Source organism: Shewanella mesophila (genome assembly GCF_019457515.1).
GTDB lineage: Bacteria > Pseudomonadota > Gammaproteobacteria > Enterobacterales > Shewanellaceae > Shewanella > Shewanella mesophila.
Map to the genome: position 1 here is coordinate 1,003,705 of NZ_CP080421.1, position 20,363 is coordinate 1,024,067.

The following is a 20,363-nucleotide window of genomic DNA, read 5'->3' on the forward strand; positions in this document are numbered from 1 at the left end:
AAATGCGATAATTTTCACCTGCTTCTGGTGTTATTTACCGTGACTTACTGCCCCGTTTCCCTTTTAGGAGTTAAAGGAAAATGGGTACCAAACCTACAAAAATTGCCGTACTACTCGGTGGCATATTATCTGTTTCAGCACCACTGCAGGCTGCCGAACACCTTACCCCAACAGCGACCAAGGTTGATGAGACTATTACTATTATTGGTCGAAGCGAATCAACCCCGCTCAATATCGCAGCCAATGTGAATGTGATTGATGCGGCCGCTATCGAGATGAGCGGTGCGACTAGCTTGACGGATGTGCTGCGCGGTCAAAGCGGTATTCAAATCTCAGATTCAAACTCTGGTGCGGTGTTTGCTATGCGTGGTTTTAGCGCAGATCAGGCTGCCAACAATACCTTGATTTTGATCGATGGTCGTCGCTTGAACAATATCGATATTGCTGCGCCAGCCATAAATGCAATTCCACTCAATCAAATAGAGCGGGTTGAAATTTTATCGGGTAGTGCTGGTGTGCTTTATGGCGACCAAGCTGTGGGCGGTGTGATCAATATTATCACTAAGGCGCCAAATAGCGCTGGCGGCAGTATTCGTGTTTCTGGTGGCAGTTTTGATACCTATGAAGGTCAGGCCGATGTCTCGGTTGCTATTAATGATAAATGGCGACTTTACGCCGCAGGTAGTTACAACCAAGGTGATAACTATCGCGACCATAACGCCAATGAAACCGCATCGATTTTAGGCCGCCTGCAATATCAAGATGACACCGACCGTTTCTTTGTTGAGACCAGTTACTACGACAACGAACGTGAATTAGCAGGGTCATTAACTAAAGAACAGTTTGAGCAAAACCCGCGTCAAGCCAACTCATTTTATCCCGATGATGTTCAACACGAAATGACCAGTGCGGTGAGAGCGGGATACCAACACCAATTCAACCGTCAATGGTTACTGTCTGCCGATCTAAGTTATTCCGACACAGATGTGAACTCGATAAGTTGGAGCAGTGAGGGCAAAATAAAGCGCTCGCTATTTGAGTTTAATCCTAAGGCAATTGCGACTTTTGTGACCGACAACGGTGATATTAGCCTTGTTGCCGGGGCCGATTTTAGCCAAGGCAAGGCGGATTATGATCTGGCTTACATTACTCGCAATAACACCCAGCGTTTGATGAGTGCGTATATTCAGGCCGATGTGCCATTAACCCAAACCTTGAGCTATGTCGTGGGTGGGCGTTACAGTGATGTGCAAGACGATCTGACCGATGTAGTGCTGTATCCCGAGGGCGAAAAACTCGACAATAGTGCGAGTGCATTGGAGTTAGGTTTTAATTATCGTCCAAGCAAGTCGCAGCGCTTTTATCTGCGCGCTGATGATAACTTCCGTTTCGCAAAAGTCGATGAGCAAGCCTATACCTTATCAGAGGTTAAGGGACTCAATCCGCAGACGGGTCGCTCTTATGAAGCCGGTTGGGACTGGACACTGAGCAGTCAAACATTGCGTGTTAGCGCCTATCGTTTGGATCTGGAAGATGAGATCGTTTATGTGTGGTCACCAGAAGGTGGCGCTAACATGAATGCCGATGCATCACGTCGTTACGGTGTTAGTGCCGATTGGGATTGGCAGATTGCTGGCTCAACACAGGTTGGCCTCGAATATAACTACATCGATGCTAAGTTCACCGAAGGGGCTAATGACGGAAAGGTGTTACCTTGGGTGGCTGAGCATACTGGCCGTGGTTATGTGAGTGTTGATTTTGCTCAGCATTGGCAGCTGTTTGCTGAGGGGCAGTATACTGGTTCACATTATGAAGGTGGCGATACAGGTAATTATTCGCCAAAAATAGAGGCCTATTTATTATCAAACCTAGCGCTGAATTATACCCGTGACGCTTGGTTAGCTAGCTTACGGGTAGATAACCTGTTTGATGAGCAATACGCTAGCGCCGTTTATTACGGTGGCTACTATTCAGGCAGTGGACGTGCAGTTCGTTTAACGGCGAGCTATCGCTTCTAAATCGCGTGCTCAATAAAGCGTTCTACTAAGCCAGTCAGCTTTAGTGACTGGCTTTTTTTATCTCTGTTGTTCATCATGGCCTAAGTATCATTAAGATCGGGAAGGCTTGAAAAGATGAAGTTTAAATGGCTGCTCGTAGTGGTGGCGATGGTTATCGTCGGTGTGTTTTGGCCTAATAATAATCGAACATTAGCGCCACTTTCTCCTGACGCTAACATCTTGGCCTTTGGCGATAGCTTGACCCAAGGCGTTGGTGCCTCGAAGGGAAATGATTATCCTAGCGTGTTAGCCAGATTAACTGGATGCAATGTCGTCAATTATGGGATTTCAGGAGAGACAACGGCTGAGGGACTAAGGCGGTTCGCAACTGTGCTCGATGAAACCTCACCCGAGTTGGTGTTACTGCTCGAGGGCGGCAACGACTTTCTGCGTAATGTCGATGAGAGCGAGGTAGAGGCCAACCTTTCGTTAATGATTGAACAGGCACAAAGCAGATCCATCGCTGTGGTATTAATTGCGGTTCCTCAAAAGAGTATTTGGCTCGAACCTGCTAAACTCTATTCACGCCTTAGTGATAAATATCAGCTGCTATTAATTGAGGATTTTTTAACAGAGCTGCTAAAATTACCAGAGGTTAAATCCGATACGATTCACCTTAATGATCTTGGCTATCGACGTCTTGCGAAGCACATTGAGCAGCAACTTCGGCATGCTGGGGCATTGTAAACATGGGAAGCCGTTTGATATGTCAGTTCATCTGCTGTGCAGCGTCATCGAACTGTAAATCGGCAGAAATTTGTCATCTCATGGCGCTTAAGTACGAGATTTGATGGGTGTCAGTGCGACAATGTTGAAATATTTGGATTAAAGTTCGCTTTTACCCTAAATCGACTTGACCACGGCGGGCATTTTGTGGGTAAATTCTCGGATAACAAATGGCGACTTGCCAGAATAATAAATCAGGTTAATAACTTCTCATGACAGATCTTGAGCATCAAGTATTCACTCAAGTACGTGCAATTATCGCCAATGAAGAGCAGGTCATTGGTCGCCGTGGCATTCTGATCCCATTAAAAAAAGCTATCATTGCCGATGGTGATATTCGCAATGTGATTGATATTGTGTCTTCCGATCCCGCGCTAGCGGCCCACATGCTATGGCGTAGCAATGCTGCTGCCAATGCTGGCAATACAGTGTCATCAAAAAATCGTTCATTAAAAGACGCCTTAGTACGCTTGGGGCAAGTGAACATTTATCGCTATGCGTTTACCTTTTACCTTAAAGAGCGTCTGGATGAACTGCCACAACCCTATAAAAAATTGGTGTTTGGTTATTGGGCATTGACAGAGAGTATTGCGACCGATGCCGTAGATAGTTTGCATCAAATGGAAGGCGTTAATATCAACCCAGATGAGGTGCAAACCTTAGCGCTCTTTAGCGTATTTGGTGAGATCATCGCCCTTACCGCATTTGCCTATTTAAATGCCGAATCAGAGCAGTCGTTCCCGCTGTCTATTATCAAGTCGTTAATTGATAACCAAAAACAAACCCTAACCCTAGAAGCATTCGTCTCTTTGGGATTGGATGATGAACTTAAAGAAGAGTTCATGATCGCCCATAACCTGCGTCAGACGCGCAACCCTGATTCTCCTGGTTTGGTGTTGCGCCGAGTTCTGTCGATGCGTAATCAACTGCTTAATCCATTGTAGTTAGAGTCGTCGTTAGAGTTACCGAAATACTTTATTCATTTTTAAAGCAAAAAACTGCCTCTGGCAGTTTTTTCGATCCGGCTTCAACACCACTAACCAAAGTCGTCCTTACTTCTTTGATTCAGCCATTCTGTTTAGTTATTCCCTCTGCAGCAACAAGACTCAACCATTGCTGTGCGAGCCGCGCATTGCTACTCCTGTGACGATAAGCGCCAAATAGTGGTCTTTTTAGTCCTTCTTGCCCGAGTTTTAGCGCCGTCAATGATAAGCCATGGGCTTCATTTATCGACCAACTAGGCAGGGCGGATACACCGTCTTTACAAGCAATACGTTGCAAGAGCATAGCGGTAAGATCGCAGCGGATCTGTTTACTGACTGGGATCCCCGCAGGTTCTAAAAAGTAACGGTAGATGTCTAAACGCGCCAGTGGCACTGGATAGGTGATAAGCGATTGCTCACTGAGCTGAACTGGCGTCACATGGCGCTGTTGTGCTAACGGGTGGTCGTTGGCGACCAATAGTTTAACTTCAAAATCAAAAAGGTGCTGATAGGCGATATCCTTGTCTGGTATTGGATCTGACGTCAGCACCACATCTAGTTCTCCTTGCTTAAGCGCCGTTAGCGAATCAAACAGGTGGCGGCTCGAGAGTTCAAGGTTGGTGTGAGGGAAGTTGCTATTGAACTCTTCGATTACTGGCATCAGCCAGCGAAAGCAGCTATGGCACTCAATACCGACAAACAGATCGGCGGCGTCGTCACTCAGTCCATTTTTGAGATCGACCTCAGTTTCAATCACCTTAGGCAGAATCTCCTCTGCCAGTGTAAGTAAGCGTGTTCCTTCTTGGGTAAAAGAGAGCGGTTTACTCTTTCTAACAAAAATTGCCGAATTGATTCGGGTCTCAAGCTCTTTTATCTGGTGAGATAAGGCCGATTGAGTGACAAAGCGCTTTTTAGCTGCGCCAGCGAGACTGCCACTCTCTTTGAGGGCCACCAATGTTCGTAAATGCCTAAGCTCTATCATTTTTACCTCAGATGAATTTTGCTCATGTTGTGCTTGAAATCAATTCGATTGCGAGGTGACAGGTTAACACAATAAACTTCTAGACGTCCAGACGCCTGTTTATGCTTGTGTCATCTTAATCGTCATCAGTTGCTTGATGTCCAAGTTAACAGCGTCATTATGAATTTTGCTCATCTTAAATAAAAGGGTATACAGTATGCAGTCTATAAGTGTTGCTTCACTAGGTTTTCCAAGGATTGGCCGTCAGCGTGAGCTTAAATTTGCACTAGAAAAGTATTGGCGCGGCGAAATCACTCAAACAGCACTTGAAGAGGTTGCCAGTTCATTGCGTCAAACCCATTGGGAGTGGCAGGCAGAGGCTGGGGTTACTCATCTGCCTGTGGGGGATTTTGCCTATTACGATCACGTCTTAACCTTAAGCGCCACTATCGATGCGATTCCCGCACGTCATCGTGACGGCGATAAGGTCGATTTAGATACCCTGTTTCGAGTGGCTCGTGGACGTGCGCCAACGGGCAACGCGACCACGGCCTCGCAGATGAAAAAGTATTTCAACACTAATTATCACTATATCGTGCCGGAGCTGAGTCAAGATCAAACTTTTAAGATTGTATTCGAGCAACTTTTTGACGAGGTCGAGCAAGCAACGTCCTTGGGTTATCAGCCAAAGCCAGTAATACTCGGGCCTTTGTCTTATCTTTATCTGGCAAAATGTAGTGGCCAAGTTTTTGATAAACTGAGTTTGTTACCCCAGCTAATCGAGGTTTATCAGGCCATTCTTAGCCGCTTTGCCGACCAAGGCGTGACTTGGGTGCAATTAGATGAACCTATCTTGGCGTTAGAGTTAGAAGATGATTGGCAAGCACCTTTCGCTGACACCTATCAGGCATTAAATGATGTCGATGTTAAACTCATGCTAGCAACCTATTATGGCAGTGTCGCACACCATCAACAGCTGATCAGTGATTTGGACATTGCTGGCGTTCATATCGATCTGGTGAGTGCGCCGCAGCAGTTACCTCAATTTGCCGCAGACTTAAAACCTGAACAAGTATTAAGTCTTGGGGTGATCAATGGTCGTAATGTGTGGGCTGCTGAGCTTGATAATATTAAGCAACTGCTTGCGCCTGTAGTTGCTGATTTTAGCAATCAGATATGGATCGCACCTTCTTGTTCACTGTTACACACCCCTGTTGACCTAGATATTGAAACTGAACTTGAGGCGTCTCTGCGTGAGCAGTTAAGTTTTGCAAAGCAAAAACTAACAGAGCTCCATCAATTGAGAACCTTGTTAGTCGAGCCCGAATCCGTGGCATCTCAAGCGATAGTGACGCGCTGTATTGAGAGGCGAACCGCCAGAAAAAATGCGGCTAATGATCAAGTAAATGCGCGGGTGGCTGCATTAACCCTCGCTGATTTTGAGCGTCAAAGCGGATTTGAATTGCGTCAAGTGAAGCAGCAACAACGCTTTCGGTTACCTTTGCTGCCCACCACAACGATAGGTTCATTTCCGCAGACTCCCGCGATACGAGGACTTCGCAGTCGCTGGCGCAAAGGTGAGTTAACCGACGCTGCATATACTGAGCAATTACAGGCGGTGACGCGCGACACGATTTCTCGGCAGCAAAAGTTAGGCATCGATGTTTTAGTTCACGGTGAAGCGGAACGTAACGACATGGTGGAGTATTTTGGTGAGCAGCTAGAGGGAGTTGGTTTTACCCAATTTGGCTGGGTACAAAGTTATGGCTCCCGCTGTGTTAAGCCCCCGCTGATCTATGGTGATGTGTCGCGCCCCCAAGCTATGACGCTCGATTGGGCGACTTATGCTCAGAGCCTGACGGATAAGCCTGTAAAGGGGATGTTGACTGGCCCTGTCACTATTTTGCATTGGTCGTTTGCTCGCGAAGATATTAGTCGTGAGCAGATCGCCAATCAGATCGCCTTAGCTATTCGCGATGAGGTGGTTGATTTGCAAAATGCGGGCATAGGGATCATCCAGATCGATGAACCCGCCTTTCGTGAAGGTCTACCGTTAAAAGCATCTCAATGGCAGGAGTATTTAGATTGGGCGGTAAATGCCTTCAAACTGAGTGCGGCTGGTGTTGAAGATGATACTCAGATCCACACTCATATGTGTTATAGCGAGTTTAATTCCACCATCGCCTCGATTGCAGCTATGGATGCCGATGTGATCACCATAGAAACTTCCCGCTCTAACATGGAGTTACTTAATGCCTTTGAAGACTTTGAGTATCCAAATGAGATCGGCCCTGGAGTCTATGATATTCATAGCCCTAATATCCCTAGTGTCGAGCAGATGGTGGCGCTTATTGAAAAGGCGGCGACTAAAATTCCAGTTCGTCAGTTATGGGTGAACCCAGATTGTGGATTAAAGACTCGAACCTGGGATGAGGTTGAGCCTGCACTGCAGAATATGGTTAAGGCGACCAAGGAGTTGAGGCGACGTTTGGGCTGATCATTATCGATATAAGAAAGTAGCCATAGATCAGCCAATCTAAATAGGGGCTGGAGCAGAAGGAGTTGCTCCAGCGTGTTATGGCTTCACTTATTAATGTTTAAAACGTACCACAAGTTCATGTAATTCGTCTGCGGTAGACTTGAGCTTAGTCATTGAGTCTGATGTCAGGCTTGAGCTATTAGCGCTCGTATGAGCTAAATCAGAGATATTCACGATTTGCCGATTGATATCTTCGGCAACATGAGCCTGTTCTTCTACCGCCGCAGCCATTTCGGTCGACATATGGGCGATCTGCTCTATGGCTCCAGAGATGCCGTTTAGCATGGATCCACTCTCCATGACTCTTTCTAACCCTTCATCCGCCGCTTGCGCGCCAAGGCTGGCGGTATCAACGGCATTTTGTGCTTTTGAGGTTAATTTGTTAACAATTGAATAGATCTCTTGGGTGGTTTCTTGGGTTCGTTTTGCAAGGTTACGAACCTCATCGGCAACCACCGCAAAGCCTCTACCTTGATCTCCTGCTCTGGCGGCTTCTATTGCCGCATTTAATGCGAGTAGATTGGTTTGTTCGGCTATCTGTTCAATTATTTTTGCGGCTTGCGCAATGCTGGCTGTTTGTTCTGATACATCCGCCACCGAGGTTCCTATGTTAGAAACCGCATCTCTTAGTTTTTGAATGGACTGGCGTGTGACTTCTGCAACATCGTTTCCTTTAATGGCCAAACCATTGGCCGTTTCGGCATGGTTCGCTGTTTCGGTAACATGTTGTGATACTTCGGAAATAGTGGTTGTCATCTCATTCATCGCCGTTGCGACTTGAAATGTTTCAGCTTGTTGTCTTTCTATTTCGCTACAGGTTTTCTGGGTCAGTTGCAGGCCGTCCTCAGATCCTTTGGTAACGTGTGATGCTGCATTTTCAATACGAGTAATCACAGTCCCTAAGTGCGCATTTAAACTTAATATAGCCACTTGTAATAAACCTAAATCACCATTTGAGTCTGTGTAGGTTTTTGCGGCAAGCTCATGAGAAAAGCTATCTTTCAACAGTTTATTTAATGATTTTAGTGTTGTTCTGTTTTTATAAGAAACTAGCATTGCAAACGCAACAACGCCAACGACGAGTATCATTTCAGAGAACCCCTGATATCCCATTGTGAACAGCGACGCGGCCAATAAAAATGCCAGTATCAGTAGGATATACTCTGAGGCAACATAGAGAGACTTGGATTTGTCTTTGCCCGCATTAATTTTTGCATAAAGAGCTTCGGCTCTGGCGACATCTTGTCGTTTAGGGCTGGAGCGAACTGATTCATAACCAATGATCTTTCCCTTGCAGGTCATCGGGGTGACATAGGCATCTACCCAATAGAAGTCGCCATTTTTACAGCGATTTTTAACCATTCCCATCCAGGGCTTGCCTGCTTTGAGGTGTGACCACATCACGCGAAAAGCAGCGGCAGGCATCTCTGGATGCCTGACGATATTGTGTGGTTGTCCCACTAGCTCACTTTTGTCGTATCCGCTGACTTCAACAAAGACGTCATTGCAGTCAAGTATGGTGCCCGACGTATCTGTGACAGAAATGAGTTTGATTTCGGCAGGGAACGTCCTTTCCTGCTTAGTGATTGGTTGATTTATTCTCATACAAGTCCCTTTAGCAATAGAATATTTGCCGTTCTCAATGTGCTCTATAAATATAGCATTTGTTATATAAACCACATGAAAAGCGAATACATCCAAGGCTCGAAGCCGTAAACAAACTAGGCCATTTAATTGACAAGGCTGAAATGTCATAGAGATTTTTATCGAGTTCATAGAAGGCTAATCATGGTCTCGTTGACTCGTTGTCCTAATCGATAGCTCAATCGTCCTTGAGTGCCTAAGGTTTCTCTTCGAGGTGATGCCTTTTCTTCTTGAGCTTTTAAAGACCCCCTTATCCTCCTAGTTTTTTATCTGCGCTGCTTAAAGGCCGCTTACTCCTGCGTAGTTGATGCCTGATAACAGTGCCATCTCTTTGTGCCAAGTTGCTAAATCATCATGATTAAAGTCACTTAGATTGTGATGGCCGCATGCCCTAGCCATGACTTGCATCAACTGGGTTGATGCACCGAGAAAGTTGGCTAATTGCTGGGCAGACTTTGCGACATTGAGTCGCGCTCGTAGGTCTGCATTTTGGGTTGCTATGCCTGCGGGGCAGTTGTTGGTATTACAAATGCGAGCGGCGACACACCCAATAGATTGCATGGCACTATTAGCAATCGCGATACCATCGGCGCCTAAAGCCATGGCTTTAACAAAGTCCATTGGTAGGCGAAGGCCGCCGGTAATGATTAAGGTGACTCGACCACTTGCACCTTGGCTATCTAAGTATCGACGCGCCCGCGCTAATGCGGGGATAGTGGGTACGCTGATATGATCTCGAAATATTTGCGGCGCAGCACCGGTGCCGCCTCCGCGTCCATCTAAGATGATGTAGTCGGCGCTGGCATCGAGTGCAAATTGAATATCACGCTCGATATGGTTGGCGCTGAGTTTAAAACCAATGGGTACACCGCCGCTGATCTCTCGAACTCGATTGGCAAAACGCTTAAAGTCTGCCACAGAGTTTAGATCCTGGAATGTGGGCGGTGATATGGCATCTTCTCCTGCGGGTATTCCTCGAACTTTTGATATCTTGCCCTGATTTTTAATGCCGGGAAGATGGCCTCCTGTGCCCGTTTTCGCTCCTTGACCGCCTTTGAAATGAAATGCTTGAATCGAATGTAATAGTTCCTCTTTGTAGCCAAACATTGCGCTAGCAAGTTCATAAAAATAACGCGAGTTAGCCGCCTGCTCTTCGGGTAGCATGCCGCCTTCACCTGAGCAGATCCCCGTTCCGGCAAGCTCTGTGCCCATAGCTAAGGCTATTTTTGCCTCTTCTGATAGGGCGCCGAAACTCATATCGGAGACAAATAGAGGGATATTAAGCTTAAGTGGCTTGCGAGCCTCAGGGCCGATGATCAGTTCAGTGTTAACGCATTGATCTTCAAAGAGAGGCTTATGCGCCAACTGAGCTGTCATTATTTGAATATCATCCCAGTGTGGAAGCGTGTTTCTCGGTACTCCCATTGCCACCATAGGGCCGTGATGTCCAAGTGTATTTAATCCGTCTCTGGCAAGTTGATGGATCAACTCGACAGTGGACTCTTCGGTGGTCGATATGGGACTTGGCATTGCATTTTTATTACTTGAATCTGAGGTCAGTCTTCCCGGTCCTAGGGTGCCAACTTGCTCGGAAGTAAATTGCTTATGAGTGCCATCACAATAGGGCGTGTTACTTGTGTGTTTACAGGCGCAAAGATAGGTATCCTGATCTTTTTCAGCGGTAAACTCCTTTGGTTCAAAGCCACTGCCGGCATGGGAACCATCACAGAATGGTTGGTTTTTTGAGCGACCGCAGGCGCAGAAATAATATTTTTTACCTTGCTTGAGTTTGACCTTTTTGGGCTTATTGTCTGCGATAATCGGTCTGTCCATTGTTGCACCTCATTTTTTGTTTTGCCGCAATCACTTGTATTTAGTCTAGAAGATCTTGGTGATTACTGCCGATGAGGATAACTTGGTGTAGGATGAGTTGAGCTTAATTGTTGTGTAGGGAAAGGATATGGCACGAATAAGAGCAGCAGTCACTAAAGTGGAGAGGTTTCCCCACAGTGACCAAAAACAGGTGGGAGAGCAAGTCGTCGATGGTTCACCGAATACGACTAAAGGTCACGAATGTTTATCCTCTGTTTCCGCCCCTCTTCAGCCTTTATTTGCCTATGCTAGTGGCTTAAGTCGGCGTGACTTCTTAAAACGCACCGGCGCTGCGACTATCTTGTTGTCTGTGTTAGGGGCTAAGCCGAGTCTATTAGCCGCGAAAGAGACAGAGCCATTTTCGATTCACTCCAAACCCGATAATTTTGACGTGATCACTCATGCGATAGTTGAAACGGTGCAAATGCATCTTTTTCCCGATGATGGTGATGGCCCTTCGGCAAAGGATCTTAATGCTGACCGCTATCTGTTGTGGGCGCTCGATGATCCCGGCAACATCGAAGATGGTGATAGAGACTTTATTATTCAAGGTGCTGCTTGGCTGGAAGATCTGGCAGATACTGAGCTAAAGCAGAGTTTCTTAGTCTTAGATTGGTCTGCGCAAGCTGCGCTGCTCACACGCATCGCTAATAGCCGAGCCGGGGAGAACTGGCTGTCTCTGTTACTTTATTATCTACTTGAGGCGCTCACCCTTGACCCCATTTATGGTGGTAATCCTGATGGAGTTGGCTGGCAATGGCTCGAACATCAAAGTGGCTTTCCTCGTCCAATGGTAGGCAAAACCTATCTCGATTTTTAATCTTTAGCTATTGGGATGACTCTCATGTCAAATGCGCTACAAACTAATTCTAACTCCCAGTTTGATGTCTGTATCGTTGGCAGCGGCGCAGGCGCAGGCCCTATTGCCTATGAGCTAACTAAGGCGGGGTTTTCTGTGGTGGTGTTAGAAAAGGGCAATTGGTTTACCGAAGAGGACTTTGTCAAAGATGAGCAGTTAGCGCGTCATCGAGTCTTTCGCTCTCAGATTGAAGATGAGCGCCATGTGCTTGAAGAACCAACGGTTGATGGTAAGTGGTCGAGCGATACAAGCGCTCAGTTTTGGGGAGGTAACATTGTTGGTGGTGCCTCTAACTTTATGAGTGGCTATTTTCATCGTCTTAAGCCGCAGGATTTTCGCTTAGTATCTGAGTTCGGTGCGATTGAAGGTGCCAACACGGTCGATTGGCCAATTAGCTATGCTGATTTGGAGCCCTACTATGCCAAGGTGGAACAGATTGTTGGCGTGAGCGGTAGAGTGGTTCAACATCCCCACTTAGAGCCGCGTTCGACCCCTGATTACCCTTTACCGCCGACGGCTGAACATCCCATTGCCGCCAAATTTGATTTAGCGTGTAAATCGTTAAAATTACATCCTCTGCCGATGGCGCGGGGCATTCTATCAGTGCCATTAAATGGTCGTAAGAGCTGTGAGTACTCTGGTTATTGTGGCAGTTACGGATGTCACTCGGGTGCTAAGGCGAGCTCTCGTGCGGCGCTGTTAAATGATGCGGTGGCGACGGGCCGCTGTAAAATAGTGACTCAAGCTAAAGTGTATCGACTAAACACCAATGGGGCTGGTGAGGTCAGTAGTGCGAGTTATTTCGATGCAAGAGGTAAGAGTATAGATATCTCTGCTCGGTTGTTTGTGGTGGCCTGTTACTCAATAGAAAGCGCGCGGTTATTGCTAGCCAGTAAAGGGGAGAAGCATCCCAATGGTATAGGTAATCGCTATGATCAAGTCGGTAAAAATTTACATTGCTGCGCTGGTGGCACAGGCCATGGGGTATTTAAGTTAGATAGATTAGCGCCTGACGTTGCCAGCAGATTGAAAATAAGAGGTCCATTTTTCAATCGCGCGTTGCAGGATTGGTATGTGATCCATGATAAAGACGCTTTCGATAAACCAGTTAAAGGCGGCACTCTGGATTTTGTTTTCGATCCGCCATCTCCTACAGCGGAAGCCAACAGCCTAAAATGGCAACGGGGTAACTTGCTGTGGGGCACCCCACTGAAGCAGCGGTTAAAGGCGCATTTTACCCAATCGAGAGATTTTAAGTTTGAGGTATTTTGTGACTGGCTGACTAACGATGAATGTTATGTCAGTTTAGATCCTGATGAAAAGGATAAGTGGGGGCAGGCCGTGGCTAAGGTCAGGGCCGGTTTTCATCCTCATGATCTCAAGGTCGCGCAATACTTGGTTGATAAAGGTGTCGAGGTGATGAAGGCGATGGGCGCCGATGAGGCATGGGGTAATGTGTTTACGTCACCGACATCCAATTTAGTGGCTGGTGGCTGTCGGTTCGGTGATGATCCTAAAATATCTGTCTTAGATAAAAATTGCCGAGTGCATGATTGCGCCAACCTCTATGTCAGCGATGGTTCATTTATGCCTAATGGCGGCTCAGTTACCCCAACCTTAACTATATATGCTAATGCGTTTCGCGTTGCCGATAAGATGATCGAACATTTAGGCGGATATCGCGCTGAACTAGGTTAAGTCGAAGGCTCAAATTCTTTCTATACTCAAGTGGACGAAACAATTAACTTGGGGCAATCACTATGAGTCATACCTACAAAATCATTGAACTTGTTGGATCTTCGCCTATTAGTTCCGATGAGGCGATTAAAAACGCCATTACCGAGGCGAGTCAGTCATTGCATCATCTACGCTGGTTTCAGGTAGTTGAAACCCGCGGTCACCTAGAAGCTGGCTTAGTTGCCCATTGGCAGGTGACAGTGAAAGTAGGGTTCACCCTAGACTAGTGCCTTATTTTGATAGGTATTAGGCATCTCTGGGTAATCCTTTTTCAACGGCTCGGATAACACGTTGGGTCTTACGGTTAGCTTGGGAGGGGGGACTGAGCTGCTGTGCTAGTGCCCAGTCGATATGTTCGATGACCATCTCATCGACCTCATCACTGCTGCGTCTATGAGTTAGTGCATTAATTATGTTCTCCGAATGTGGCGCGTTCCCTAGCGCCACTGCGATATTACGCAGCCAGCGTTTATGGCCAATTCTTCGAATAGCACTGCCTTCGGTATAACTTAAAAACTCGGCTTCGTTCCAGCCAAACAGGGTGAGTAGGTCGGGATGTTTGAGTGGATCTCGAGTATGAAAATCACTCTCTTTTGTCAGCGGTGCTTGAGCATTTACTGGGCAGACTAACTGACAATCATCACAACCATAGATGCGATTGCCGATGAGTGGGCGGAACTCTTCTGGAATTGCGCCTTGCAGTTCAATGGTGAGGTAGGAGATACAACGCCGACCATCAACGATATAAGGGGCGACTATCGCATTCGTCGGGCAAGATTTTATGCACGCGACGCAGGTATTACACGCTTCCTTTATTGGCAAATCGACAGGCAGTGGTAGGTCGATGAGGAGTTCGCCCAGGAAGAACCAACTCCCTGCATCGTGGTTGAGCAACAGACTGTGTTTGCCAGTCCAACCTATCCCTGCTTTATCTGCTAATGGGCGTTCAAGTATCGGTGCTGAATCCACAAAGGGGCGAAAGTTGGGCTTGGCTAAGCCTAAACTGTCGAGTTCTGTTTCGATCTGTTGTCCAAGCTTTTTAAGTCGGTTGCGGATCATCTTGTGATAATCACGCCCGCCAGCGTAGCGAGAAATATAGGCTAAATTAGGGTTACTAAGGTTGGTCGCAAAACCTGCCTCGGGCGGTAGGTAGTCCATTCTGGCTGAAATGACCCGTTGGGTACCTGGATGCAATTCATGGGGACGCGCACGCATCATGCCATGGGCTTCCATATAAGCCATCTCTCCGTGATAGCCATTGTCGAGCCAAGTTTGAAGCTTCGCTTCCTCTTCAATTAGGTCGGTATCACAGATGCCTATTTGAGCAAATCCAAGCGCCTTGCCCCACTCTTTAATTTTTAATGTTAACTGTTGCAGTTGTATGGGAGTGAGTTGAGATGGCAAGTGTGTGGACATAGTGGCAATGATAGTGGCAATGAGTGATGGATAACGCACTCATCATATCAGTTAACGGGGGAGGACAAAACCTTGGACGAAATGGCTGTTGCGCGATAATGTAGAAAAGTGAATCATGGAAAAGTGGTGCATTTGAATTAAAATGACCCATGAAGTTCGATTGTCATCATGGGTTATATTAGGGTTAAAACAGGAAAACTGTCGGCACTAACTACGGTAGATGTAAAGTTGTCCATCTATGCTACTTTGCCCCCGACTACAAGATATCTGCGAGATAAATAATGTTGAGCTCTGTTTGATATTTTCACTAGCAAGGCTCAACGTAGCGATAACAAAACTGAAGGTGGTACTTGATTGACCTATCGTGAACTGTTTCTTTTGTGTTCGCTAACTTGTCTGCCGTTAAGTGATGGCGTTGCGGGCGTACGAATACTCACCGAAGAGTGGGCTCCTATGAGCTTTCAGGAGCAGGGAGTCGCCAAAGGATATGGTGTGGAATTGGTCGAGTTATTGGCTAAACGGTTAAATGTAGACGCTAATATTGAGGTGCTACCTTGGGCTCGAGCTTATTCGATAGCCGCCTCTCATCCCGATGTGATGTTGTTTGCAACCTCTCTTAATGATGAGCGTCGTAAGCAGTTTGATTTTATTGGCCCCATAGCAACAAGCCGTATCTATATTTACGCTAAAGCCAGTGATGATGTGCAGTTAGATGATATTTTACAAGTCGATCAACTCGGTAGTGTCGGGGTTTATAGGGGATCAATCGGAGAGTCTATTTTGATGCAAGTAGGGGTGAAACATCTCACCGTCGCGAGTTTTCCACAACAATCAGCGAAACAGTTGATGCACGGTCGAATCCGTTTTTGGTGTCAGGCCGATCTCTCCGTAAGCCAGTTATTAAATGAAGTCTCTATGGCAGAAAGCATGGTTAAGCCAGTGTTTGAACTTTCGAAAATTGATCTCTACCTCGGCTTCTCCAAGGGAACCTCTCCTCAAGTGGTTAATCAATGGTATGAGGCATTGAAAAAGCTGCAAAGTGAAGGTGGACTAGCGAAACTTTATCAGGTGTGGTTTCACCATTCTAATGCACCAACGCAAATACACTTTATTGAGCGGCAAGATTAAAGCGTATTTTGATCACTTAATATAGCGCAGTTGCGTCCTGCAGCTTTGGCGTTATATAAAGCCTTATCTGCTCGTTTCAACAACATATTAAAGCCATCATCATCATCAGTCTGAGTTGCAATCCCTGCACTGATAGTTAGTTTGAAATTAGGAGCAATGCCATCAAAATTACTACTTTCTATCTTGGTGACCAGCCTTTGAGCTATACTCAGTGTTTGTTCTGCTGAAGTATTAGGTAAAATAATTAAAAACTCTTCCCCGCCTACACGGCCAACTAAGTCTTGCTTTCGCATTAACGTATTACTGATATTAGCGAGTGCAACCAGAGCTTTATCACCTATGTCGTGACCGAGTTGATCATTGACTTTTTTAAAGTGATCGGCATCGAATAGAATTAAAGAGAGTGGATGGTCGGTGGATTCTTTCGACTTAAAGTAAGCTTCTCCCTTAAAGTAGGTTGAGCGTCGATTTGGCAGTTGTGTTAGGTGGTCTGTCGATGCTAATACTGAGAGAAGTTTAGATTTTTTTGATTGTTTATAGGATATTACAGACAAGAACACCATGATAATACCGGAAAGTATGCTCACTGCTAGCTGTAAATACTTATTTTGATTTAAAATAACTAGCTCATTTTCTTTTATCTTCTGTATCTCCAATAATTGCTTATTTTCTCGCTCAACTTTCTCCGTATTGAAGCGTGTGCGCATCTCTGTAGTGTGATTGCTTTGCCTAGTCGCATCTAGTGCTTGATGATTAGCAATATAATCTTGTAGTGCAGCCACTGCTTGTTGCCAATTTTGTTGTGATATAAAAGCCTCACTTTGCACAAGATATAGCTGCTCTAAACCTCTAGTATTTTTAATTTTGGTGAAAGCTGTTTCAGCTTCTTTAAGATATGCGTGTGCTTTTTCCATTTCGTGGTGATGAAGTGCTGCTTGGGCTTGAAAAAGACGCATAAAACTGTAACTCGCTCCGTCAGATGCGTTGATTATTTGAGTTGCCTCTGCAAGATATTCTTCCGCCTCTGCGACGCGATCTAGTTTTATTAATATTCCCGCAATATTAATGGCTTGATAAGCGCTTGCGATATCATCTGACTTATTTTTCCAATAGTGGTAGCTTTGCAAGTATTTTTCTAATGCGGCGCTATTTTCTCCTAACTCTTCTAATGCGTAGGCTATTTCTGTTTTCATAAGATTGGCAGTGTCATTATCGCCTTGCTTACTAAATTGAATTTCCAGTTGTCGAAAGTATATTATCGCGGTTTGTGGATCGCCAAAGCGACGATAGCTGGTGGCAAGTTCGGTAAGATTATATTGTGCCCAGACCTTAAGATTAAGTGATTCATAAAGATGTTGAGCGGCAATGAAATCCTCTAAAGCCCCGGCGAAATTTCCTTGAAACGAATACATCGCGCCTCTTAATGAACGAGAATCTGCAATTAACCTTGGGGACTCGATAAGATAGGCCTGATGAACAACGTCATTATATTCTTTAAGTGCGAGTTCAACTTTACCTATGATTTGATGCATATATGCTCTGCATAGTCTAAGATCGGTTGCTGTTTCAGTAGATTTCGTGATCTGTTTTGACGCTAGCTTTAAGTTTACAAATTCGATTGCCGCTTCAATTGCTTTGTTATCGGTTAAGTCAAAGTCATTCCAACAAATTACAGTCTGTAACTTGAGATAATTTTCAGTGTCCTCTACTGAGATGTTTTTTTTCAGGTAGTTCAGGGTGACTTTTATTGTTTCAGAATCGGTTAGTTCACCACTATCAAATACCTCAAAAGCCTCTTCAACGTTTTTGGGCTGAAAAGGAGCGGACTGAACAGGAGATGGAAGGCCGACAAGTAGCATACAGATACTCGCTAGCAAACCTAAACGCGTCGATGATGTTGAGATTATCATTATTATCATTATTATCATTGTTATCATTTTATTAGTTTGTTCACCCTGTAAAGTGACCTGTTAGCTATAGGATATATCATTTTTTCTGTAACTATATTATAAGGATGACACATTTTTTATAGTAAAAGTTTATTTTTTAAGCATGAAATCGGCTTTGTTTTCTAAATCGATTGAACTAAATCTGTAGCTAATGATCAGATCGACATCATTCATAGACTCATAAATCAACCGTGCCAAAGCCTCGCTATAAAACAACCAACTGGAAACCGTACAATCAAGCATTGGTTAACCGTGGCTCGCTGACCTTCTGGATTGATGAGGAAGCCATCTCCGCTTGGAAAGCCACAACTGAACTAGGCAAAAAAGGTCGGCCGTTTGTGTTTAGTGATTTAGCAATCACCACCGCACTCATGGTAAAGCGTAGTTTTTCTATGCCACTGCGAGCCCTGCATGGCTTTATCAATTCCGTATTTAAACTGGTAAACGTGTCATTACTTTGCCCCATTACACTTGTATCAGCAAACGCGCTAAGACAGTTAACATCTCTTTTAAAACTAAGACTCGGGGCATCATTCAGCACTTAGCTATCGATGCTACAGGGCTAAAGGTCTATGGCGAAGGAGAGTAGAAAGTGAAGAAGCATGGTACGGATGGCAAGCGCCGAGTTTGGCGCAAACTGCATATTGCCGTTGACACTCATGCATCGGATAAAGCAGTTGCTCGGCGGGAGCTTGAGCATGAGAAATGACAATGCTCAAGTAGGGAAGCTTACGCCATGATCAAAGCATTAAAAAAACTGACTAGGCTAGGTATGCCTGAAACACAGTATCTTGACTAATACTTAAACAGTTGAGGAGGCTTTGTTTGTTGGTTCGATTTAGGAAACAAAGCCCATAAAACCCTTCTGGTAAATTATTTGATTGAATTTTTGCTTTTCATTTAGGGTGAAGGTATAACGTTCGTTTTTGCTGGTTTTTGCTAAATGATTATTGTGGAGTAAAAGTAAATTGAATTCTGAATATAAGCAACGTGCCGAGATAGTGGCGTTCAATGTCTGCAACCATGTTATTCCCATGGATAAGGTGCCAGCTAATTTGATGGAGGCCTACGCGAACCTGTTTAATGAATTACTGGAAGACAAAGACCAGAAGTTTATTGCAACGTGGAATGCGCTGCCATCAAGTGCGAGTGCACTATTACCTCAAGCAGACTTCCATGGTTTCTATATAGCAAATGCCTGGCTACAACTTAGCCGTGTTGCCCAAGACATTGCAGAATTAGCCGATAGTGATGAAGCGGTGGATGAGAATGAGTACAACAATATCTTTACTCGTTTATCGGATGCATCGCTTAAAGAAAGCGCTAAAAAACTGAAAAAGGCGCGCACAGATAGAGCATTGCTTAACAGCATAAAGAGTGTCATAGCGGGATAGAAAATGAGCCATGGGCGTGACCCATGGCTCAACGAGTATTATTTACATGCGTGTTATATCGACTTAATCTCTTTGTCGGTAAGATAGCGCCATTCTCCTGGTGCTAAGTGCTTATCTAGCTCAATCTTCCCTACACATTCACGATGTAGTCCAACCACCTTGTTACCCACGCCTGCGAACATACGTTTGACCTGGTGATATTTACCTTCGGTTATCGTTAACCTCGCTTGATGGCTGTCAATTATTTCAAGCTGGGCTGGTTTGGTTAACCCATCTTCACTTCTCAGTTCAATGCCTTGGGTGAACTGCTCAATAAGCTCCTCAGAGAGTGGATCGGCGACTTGAACTAAATAACGTTTACCACACTCCTTTTTTGGCGAGGTTATTTTGTGCGACCACTGGCCGTCATTGGTAATGAGTACTAAACCCGTGGTGTCGACATCCAGTCGCCCTGCTATATGCAAATCTTCAGTTTTAGCGATATCGAGCAATCCTAAAACCGAAGGGTACTCTTCGTCGATAGTGGAGCAGATGGTGTCAATAGGTTTGTTTAGCATGATAAACCTAGGCCCAATGATGGTGAGTAATTCGCCATTTAAGTGAATTTGATGGCTTTGCTCTACCTTGAAACTGGAATTTTTAACGACGACACCATCGCAGGTTACATCGCCTCGATGAAGCGCTTTTTTGGCTAACGATCGTGTTAATGAGGTGGACTCGCAGATAAATTTGTCTAAACGCACAATTTTGTAGCCTATAAAATCATAATAGCCACCATTATGAAGTGAGACTAGGTAAAGAGAAAGATCTAGAATGGCAAATAGGCAAATCGTTTAACCGCGCCGATAAAATGAGGCGGTGAGAAGATCCCAATTCAATCTAGGGTTTTATATTGAGTCATTTACCGCGGCTTGAATACGCCTTTTTTGATGGGGCGTGGGTTAGGAAACCTTTACTTACATATGAAGCGGGTAATTATTGCGATCAATTGCACGGGAAACTTGTTCACATTGGTGTAAAGCTATTAACATACGTATCTTAAAACCGTTTTAGCACCACTTTGGCTTTGCGATCTCAGTAATGCTGCTGCATAAAACA

Annotated in this window: 15 protein-coding genes and 1 pseudogene; 10 read left to right on the forward strand and 6 right to left on the reverse strand. The window is 45.2% G+C overall.

Features of this window, described 5'->3' with window-relative positions:
- Positions 1–80: 80 nt before the first annotated feature.
- The 3 genes from K0I73_RS04470 (at position 81) to K0I73_RS04480 (ending at position 3,727) form a co-directional block, all read left to right on the forward strand.
- Positions 81–2,018 (forward strand): TonB-dependent receptor, encoded by a 1,938-nt coding sequence (locus K0I73_RS04470; RefSeq protein WP_220063328.1) that lies wholly within the window; start codon positions 81–83, stop codon positions 2,016–2,018.
- A gap of 114 nt (positions 2,019–2,132) precedes the next feature.
- The gene (locus K0I73_RS04475; protein WP_220063329.1) at positions 2,133–2,744 is read left to right on the forward strand and encodes a GDSL-type esterase/lipase family protein; all 612 of its coding nucleotides are present in this window, start codon (positions 2,133–2,135) and stop codon (positions 2,742–2,744) included.
- A 251-nt stretch (positions 2,745–2,995) separates the two neighbouring features.
- Entirely contained in the window at positions 2,996–3,727 is a 732-nt protein-coding gene (locus tag K0I73_RS04480; RefSeq protein ID WP_220063330.1) for an HDOD domain-containing protein, read from the forward strand.
- A 121-nt stretch (positions 3,728–3,848) separates the two neighbouring features.
- On the opposite strand, the gene K0I73_RS04485 is transcribed toward K0I73_RS04480, so the two are convergent.
- Positions 3,849–4,748 carry a LysR family transcriptional regulator gene (locus K0I73_RS04485; protein WP_220063331.1) on the reverse strand — a complete coding sequence of 300 codons (900 nt, stop codon included), beginning with the start codon at positions 4,746–4,748 and terminating at the stop codon, positions 3,849–3,851.
- A 205-nt stretch (positions 4,749–4,953) separates the two neighbouring features.
- Between K0I73_RS04485 and metE the strand changes: the two genes are divergently transcribed.
- Entirely contained in the window at positions 4,954–7,224 is a 2,271-nt protein-coding gene (gene metE / locus K0I73_RS04490; protein WP_220064260.1) for a 5-methyltetrahydropteroyltriglutamate--homocysteine S-methyltransferase, read from the forward strand.
- A 93-nt stretch (positions 7,225–7,317) separates the two neighbouring features.
- On the opposite strand, the gene K0I73_RS04495 is transcribed toward metE, so the two are convergent.
- On the reverse strand, positions 7,318–8,871 hold the full coding sequence (locus tag K0I73_RS04495; RefSeq protein ID WP_220063332.1) for a methyl-accepting chemotaxis protein: 1,554 nt from the start codon (positions 8,869–8,871) through the stop codon (positions 7,318–7,320).
- 318 nt (positions 8,872–9,189) lie between these two features.
- Complete coding sequence (locus tag K0I73_RS04500) at positions 9,190–10,743, reverse strand: glutamate synthase-related protein (RefSeq protein ID WP_220063333.1); 1,554 nt, start codon at positions 10,741–10,743, stop codon at positions 9,190–9,192.
- Between the two features lie 127 nt (positions 10,744–10,870).
- On the opposite strand from K0I73_RS04500, the gene K0I73_RS04505 reads away from it, so the two are divergent.
- The 3 genes from K0I73_RS04505 to K0I73_RS04515 all read left to right on the forward strand — a co-directional run bounded on the left by K0I73_RS04505 (position 10,871) and on the right by K0I73_RS04515 (position 13,605).
- The gene (locus tag K0I73_RS04505) at positions 10,871–11,602 is read left to right on the forward strand and encodes a gluconate 2-dehydrogenase subunit 3 family protein (protein WP_220063334.1); all 732 of its coding nucleotides are present in this window, start codon (positions 10,871–10,873) and stop codon (positions 11,600–11,602) included.
- A 24-nt stretch (positions 11,603–11,626) separates the two neighbouring features.
- A complete protein-coding gene (locus K0I73_RS04510) occupies positions 11,627–13,339 on the forward strand; it encodes a GMC family oxidoreductase (RefSeq protein WP_220063335.1) in 1,713 nt (570 codons plus the stop codon).
- A 62-nt stretch (positions 13,340–13,401) separates the two neighbouring features.
- Entirely contained in the window at positions 13,402–13,605 is a 204-nt protein-coding gene (locus K0I73_RS04515; RefSeq protein WP_220063336.1) for a dodecin, read from the forward strand.
- A 19-nt stretch (positions 13,606–13,624) separates the two neighbouring features.
- On the opposite strand, the gene queG is transcribed toward K0I73_RS04515, so the two are convergent.
- On the reverse strand, positions 13,625–14,794 hold the full coding sequence (gene queG, locus K0I73_RS04520; RefSeq protein WP_220064261.1) for a tRNA epoxyqueuosine(34) reductase QueG: 1,170 nt from the start codon (positions 14,792–14,794) through the stop codon (positions 13,625–13,627).
- 354 nt (positions 14,795–15,148) lie between these two features.
- On the opposite strand from queG, the gene K0I73_RS04525 reads away from it, so the two are divergent.
- The gene (locus tag K0I73_RS04525; RefSeq protein ID WP_258405293.1) at positions 15,149–15,922 is read left to right on the forward strand and encodes a substrate-binding periplasmic protein; all 774 of its coding nucleotides are present in this window, start codon (positions 15,149–15,151) and stop codon (positions 15,920–15,922) included.
- Here K0I73_RS04525 and K0I73_RS04530 read toward each other — a convergent pair.
- Positions 15,919–17,781 (reverse strand): GGDEF domain-containing protein, encoded by a 1,863-nt coding sequence (locus K0I73_RS04530; protein ID WP_258405294.1) that lies wholly within the window; start codon positions 17,779–17,781, stop codon positions 15,919–15,921. The two genes, K0I73_RS04525 and K0I73_RS04530, sit on opposite strands and share 4 nt — an antisense overlap.
- A gap of 281 nt (positions 17,782–18,062) precedes the next feature.
- On the opposite strand from K0I73_RS04530, the pseudogene K0I73_RS04535 reads away from it, so the two are divergent.
- Positions 18,063–18,565, forward strand: a pseudogene (locus K0I73_RS04535) (IS5 family transposase); the annotation flags it as partial.
- 274 nt (positions 18,566–18,839) lie between these two features.
- Positions 18,840–19,265 (forward strand): DUF3069 domain-containing protein, encoded by a 426-nt coding sequence (locus K0I73_RS04540; protein WP_258405295.1) that lies wholly within the window; start codon positions 18,840–18,842, stop codon positions 19,263–19,265.
- Between the two features lie 53 nt (positions 19,266–19,318).
- Here the strand turns inward: K0I73_RS04540 and rsuA are convergent, their stop codons facing one another.
- Positions 19,319–20,008, reverse strand: coding sequence for a 16S rRNA pseudouridine(516) synthase RsuA (gene rsuA / locus K0I73_RS04545; RefSeq protein WP_220063338.1), 690 nt, complete (start codon positions 20,006–20,008; stop codon positions 19,319–19,321).
- Positions 20,009–20,363 lie beyond the last annotated feature (355 nt).

Excerpts from the sequence above, each read along its gene's own strand:
- K0I73_RS04470 (WP_220063328.1), top strand. The coding sequence starts at position 81 with ATGGGTACCAAACCTACAAAAATTGCCGTACTACTCGGTGGCATATTA.
- K0I73_RS04475 (WP_220063329.1), top strand. The coding sequence starts at position 2,133 with ATGAAGTTTAAATGGCTGCTCGTAGTGGTGGCGATGGTTATCGTCGGT.
- K0I73_RS04480 (WP_220063330.1), top strand. The coding sequence starts at position 2,996 with ATGACAGATCTTGAGCATCAAGTATTCACTCAAGTACGTGCAATTATC.
- K0I73_RS04485 (WP_220063331.1), bottom strand. The coding sequence starts at position 4,748 with ATGATAGAGCTTAGGCATTTACGAACATTGGTGGCCCTCAAAGAGAGT.
- K0I73_RS04495 (WP_220063332.1), bottom strand. The coding sequence starts at position 8,871 with ATGAGAATAAATCAACCAATCACTAAGCAGGAAAGGACGTTCCCTGCC.
- K0I73_RS04500 (WP_220063333.1), bottom strand. The coding sequence starts at position 10,743 with ATGGACAGACCGATTATCGCAGACAATAAGCCCAAAAAGGTCAAACTC.
- K0I73_RS04505 (WP_220063334.1), top strand. The coding sequence starts at position 10,871 with ATGGCACGAATAAGAGCAGCAGTCACTAAAGTGGAGAGGTTTCCCCAC.
- K0I73_RS04510 (WP_220063335.1), top strand. The coding sequence starts at position 11,627 with ATGTCAAATGCGCTACAAACTAATTCTAACTCCCAGTTTGATGTCTGT.
- K0I73_RS04515 (WP_220063336.1), top strand. The coding sequence starts at position 13,402 with ATGAGTCATACCTACAAAATCATTGAACTTGTTGGATCTTCGCCTATT.
- queG (WP_220064261.1), bottom strand. The coding sequence starts at position 14,794 with ATGTCCACACACTTGCCATCTCAACTCACTCCCATACAACTGCAACAG.
- K0I73_RS04530 (WP_258405294.1), bottom strand. The coding sequence starts at position 17,781 with ATGCTACTTGTCGGCCTTCCATCTCCTGTTCAGTCCGCTCCTTTTCAG.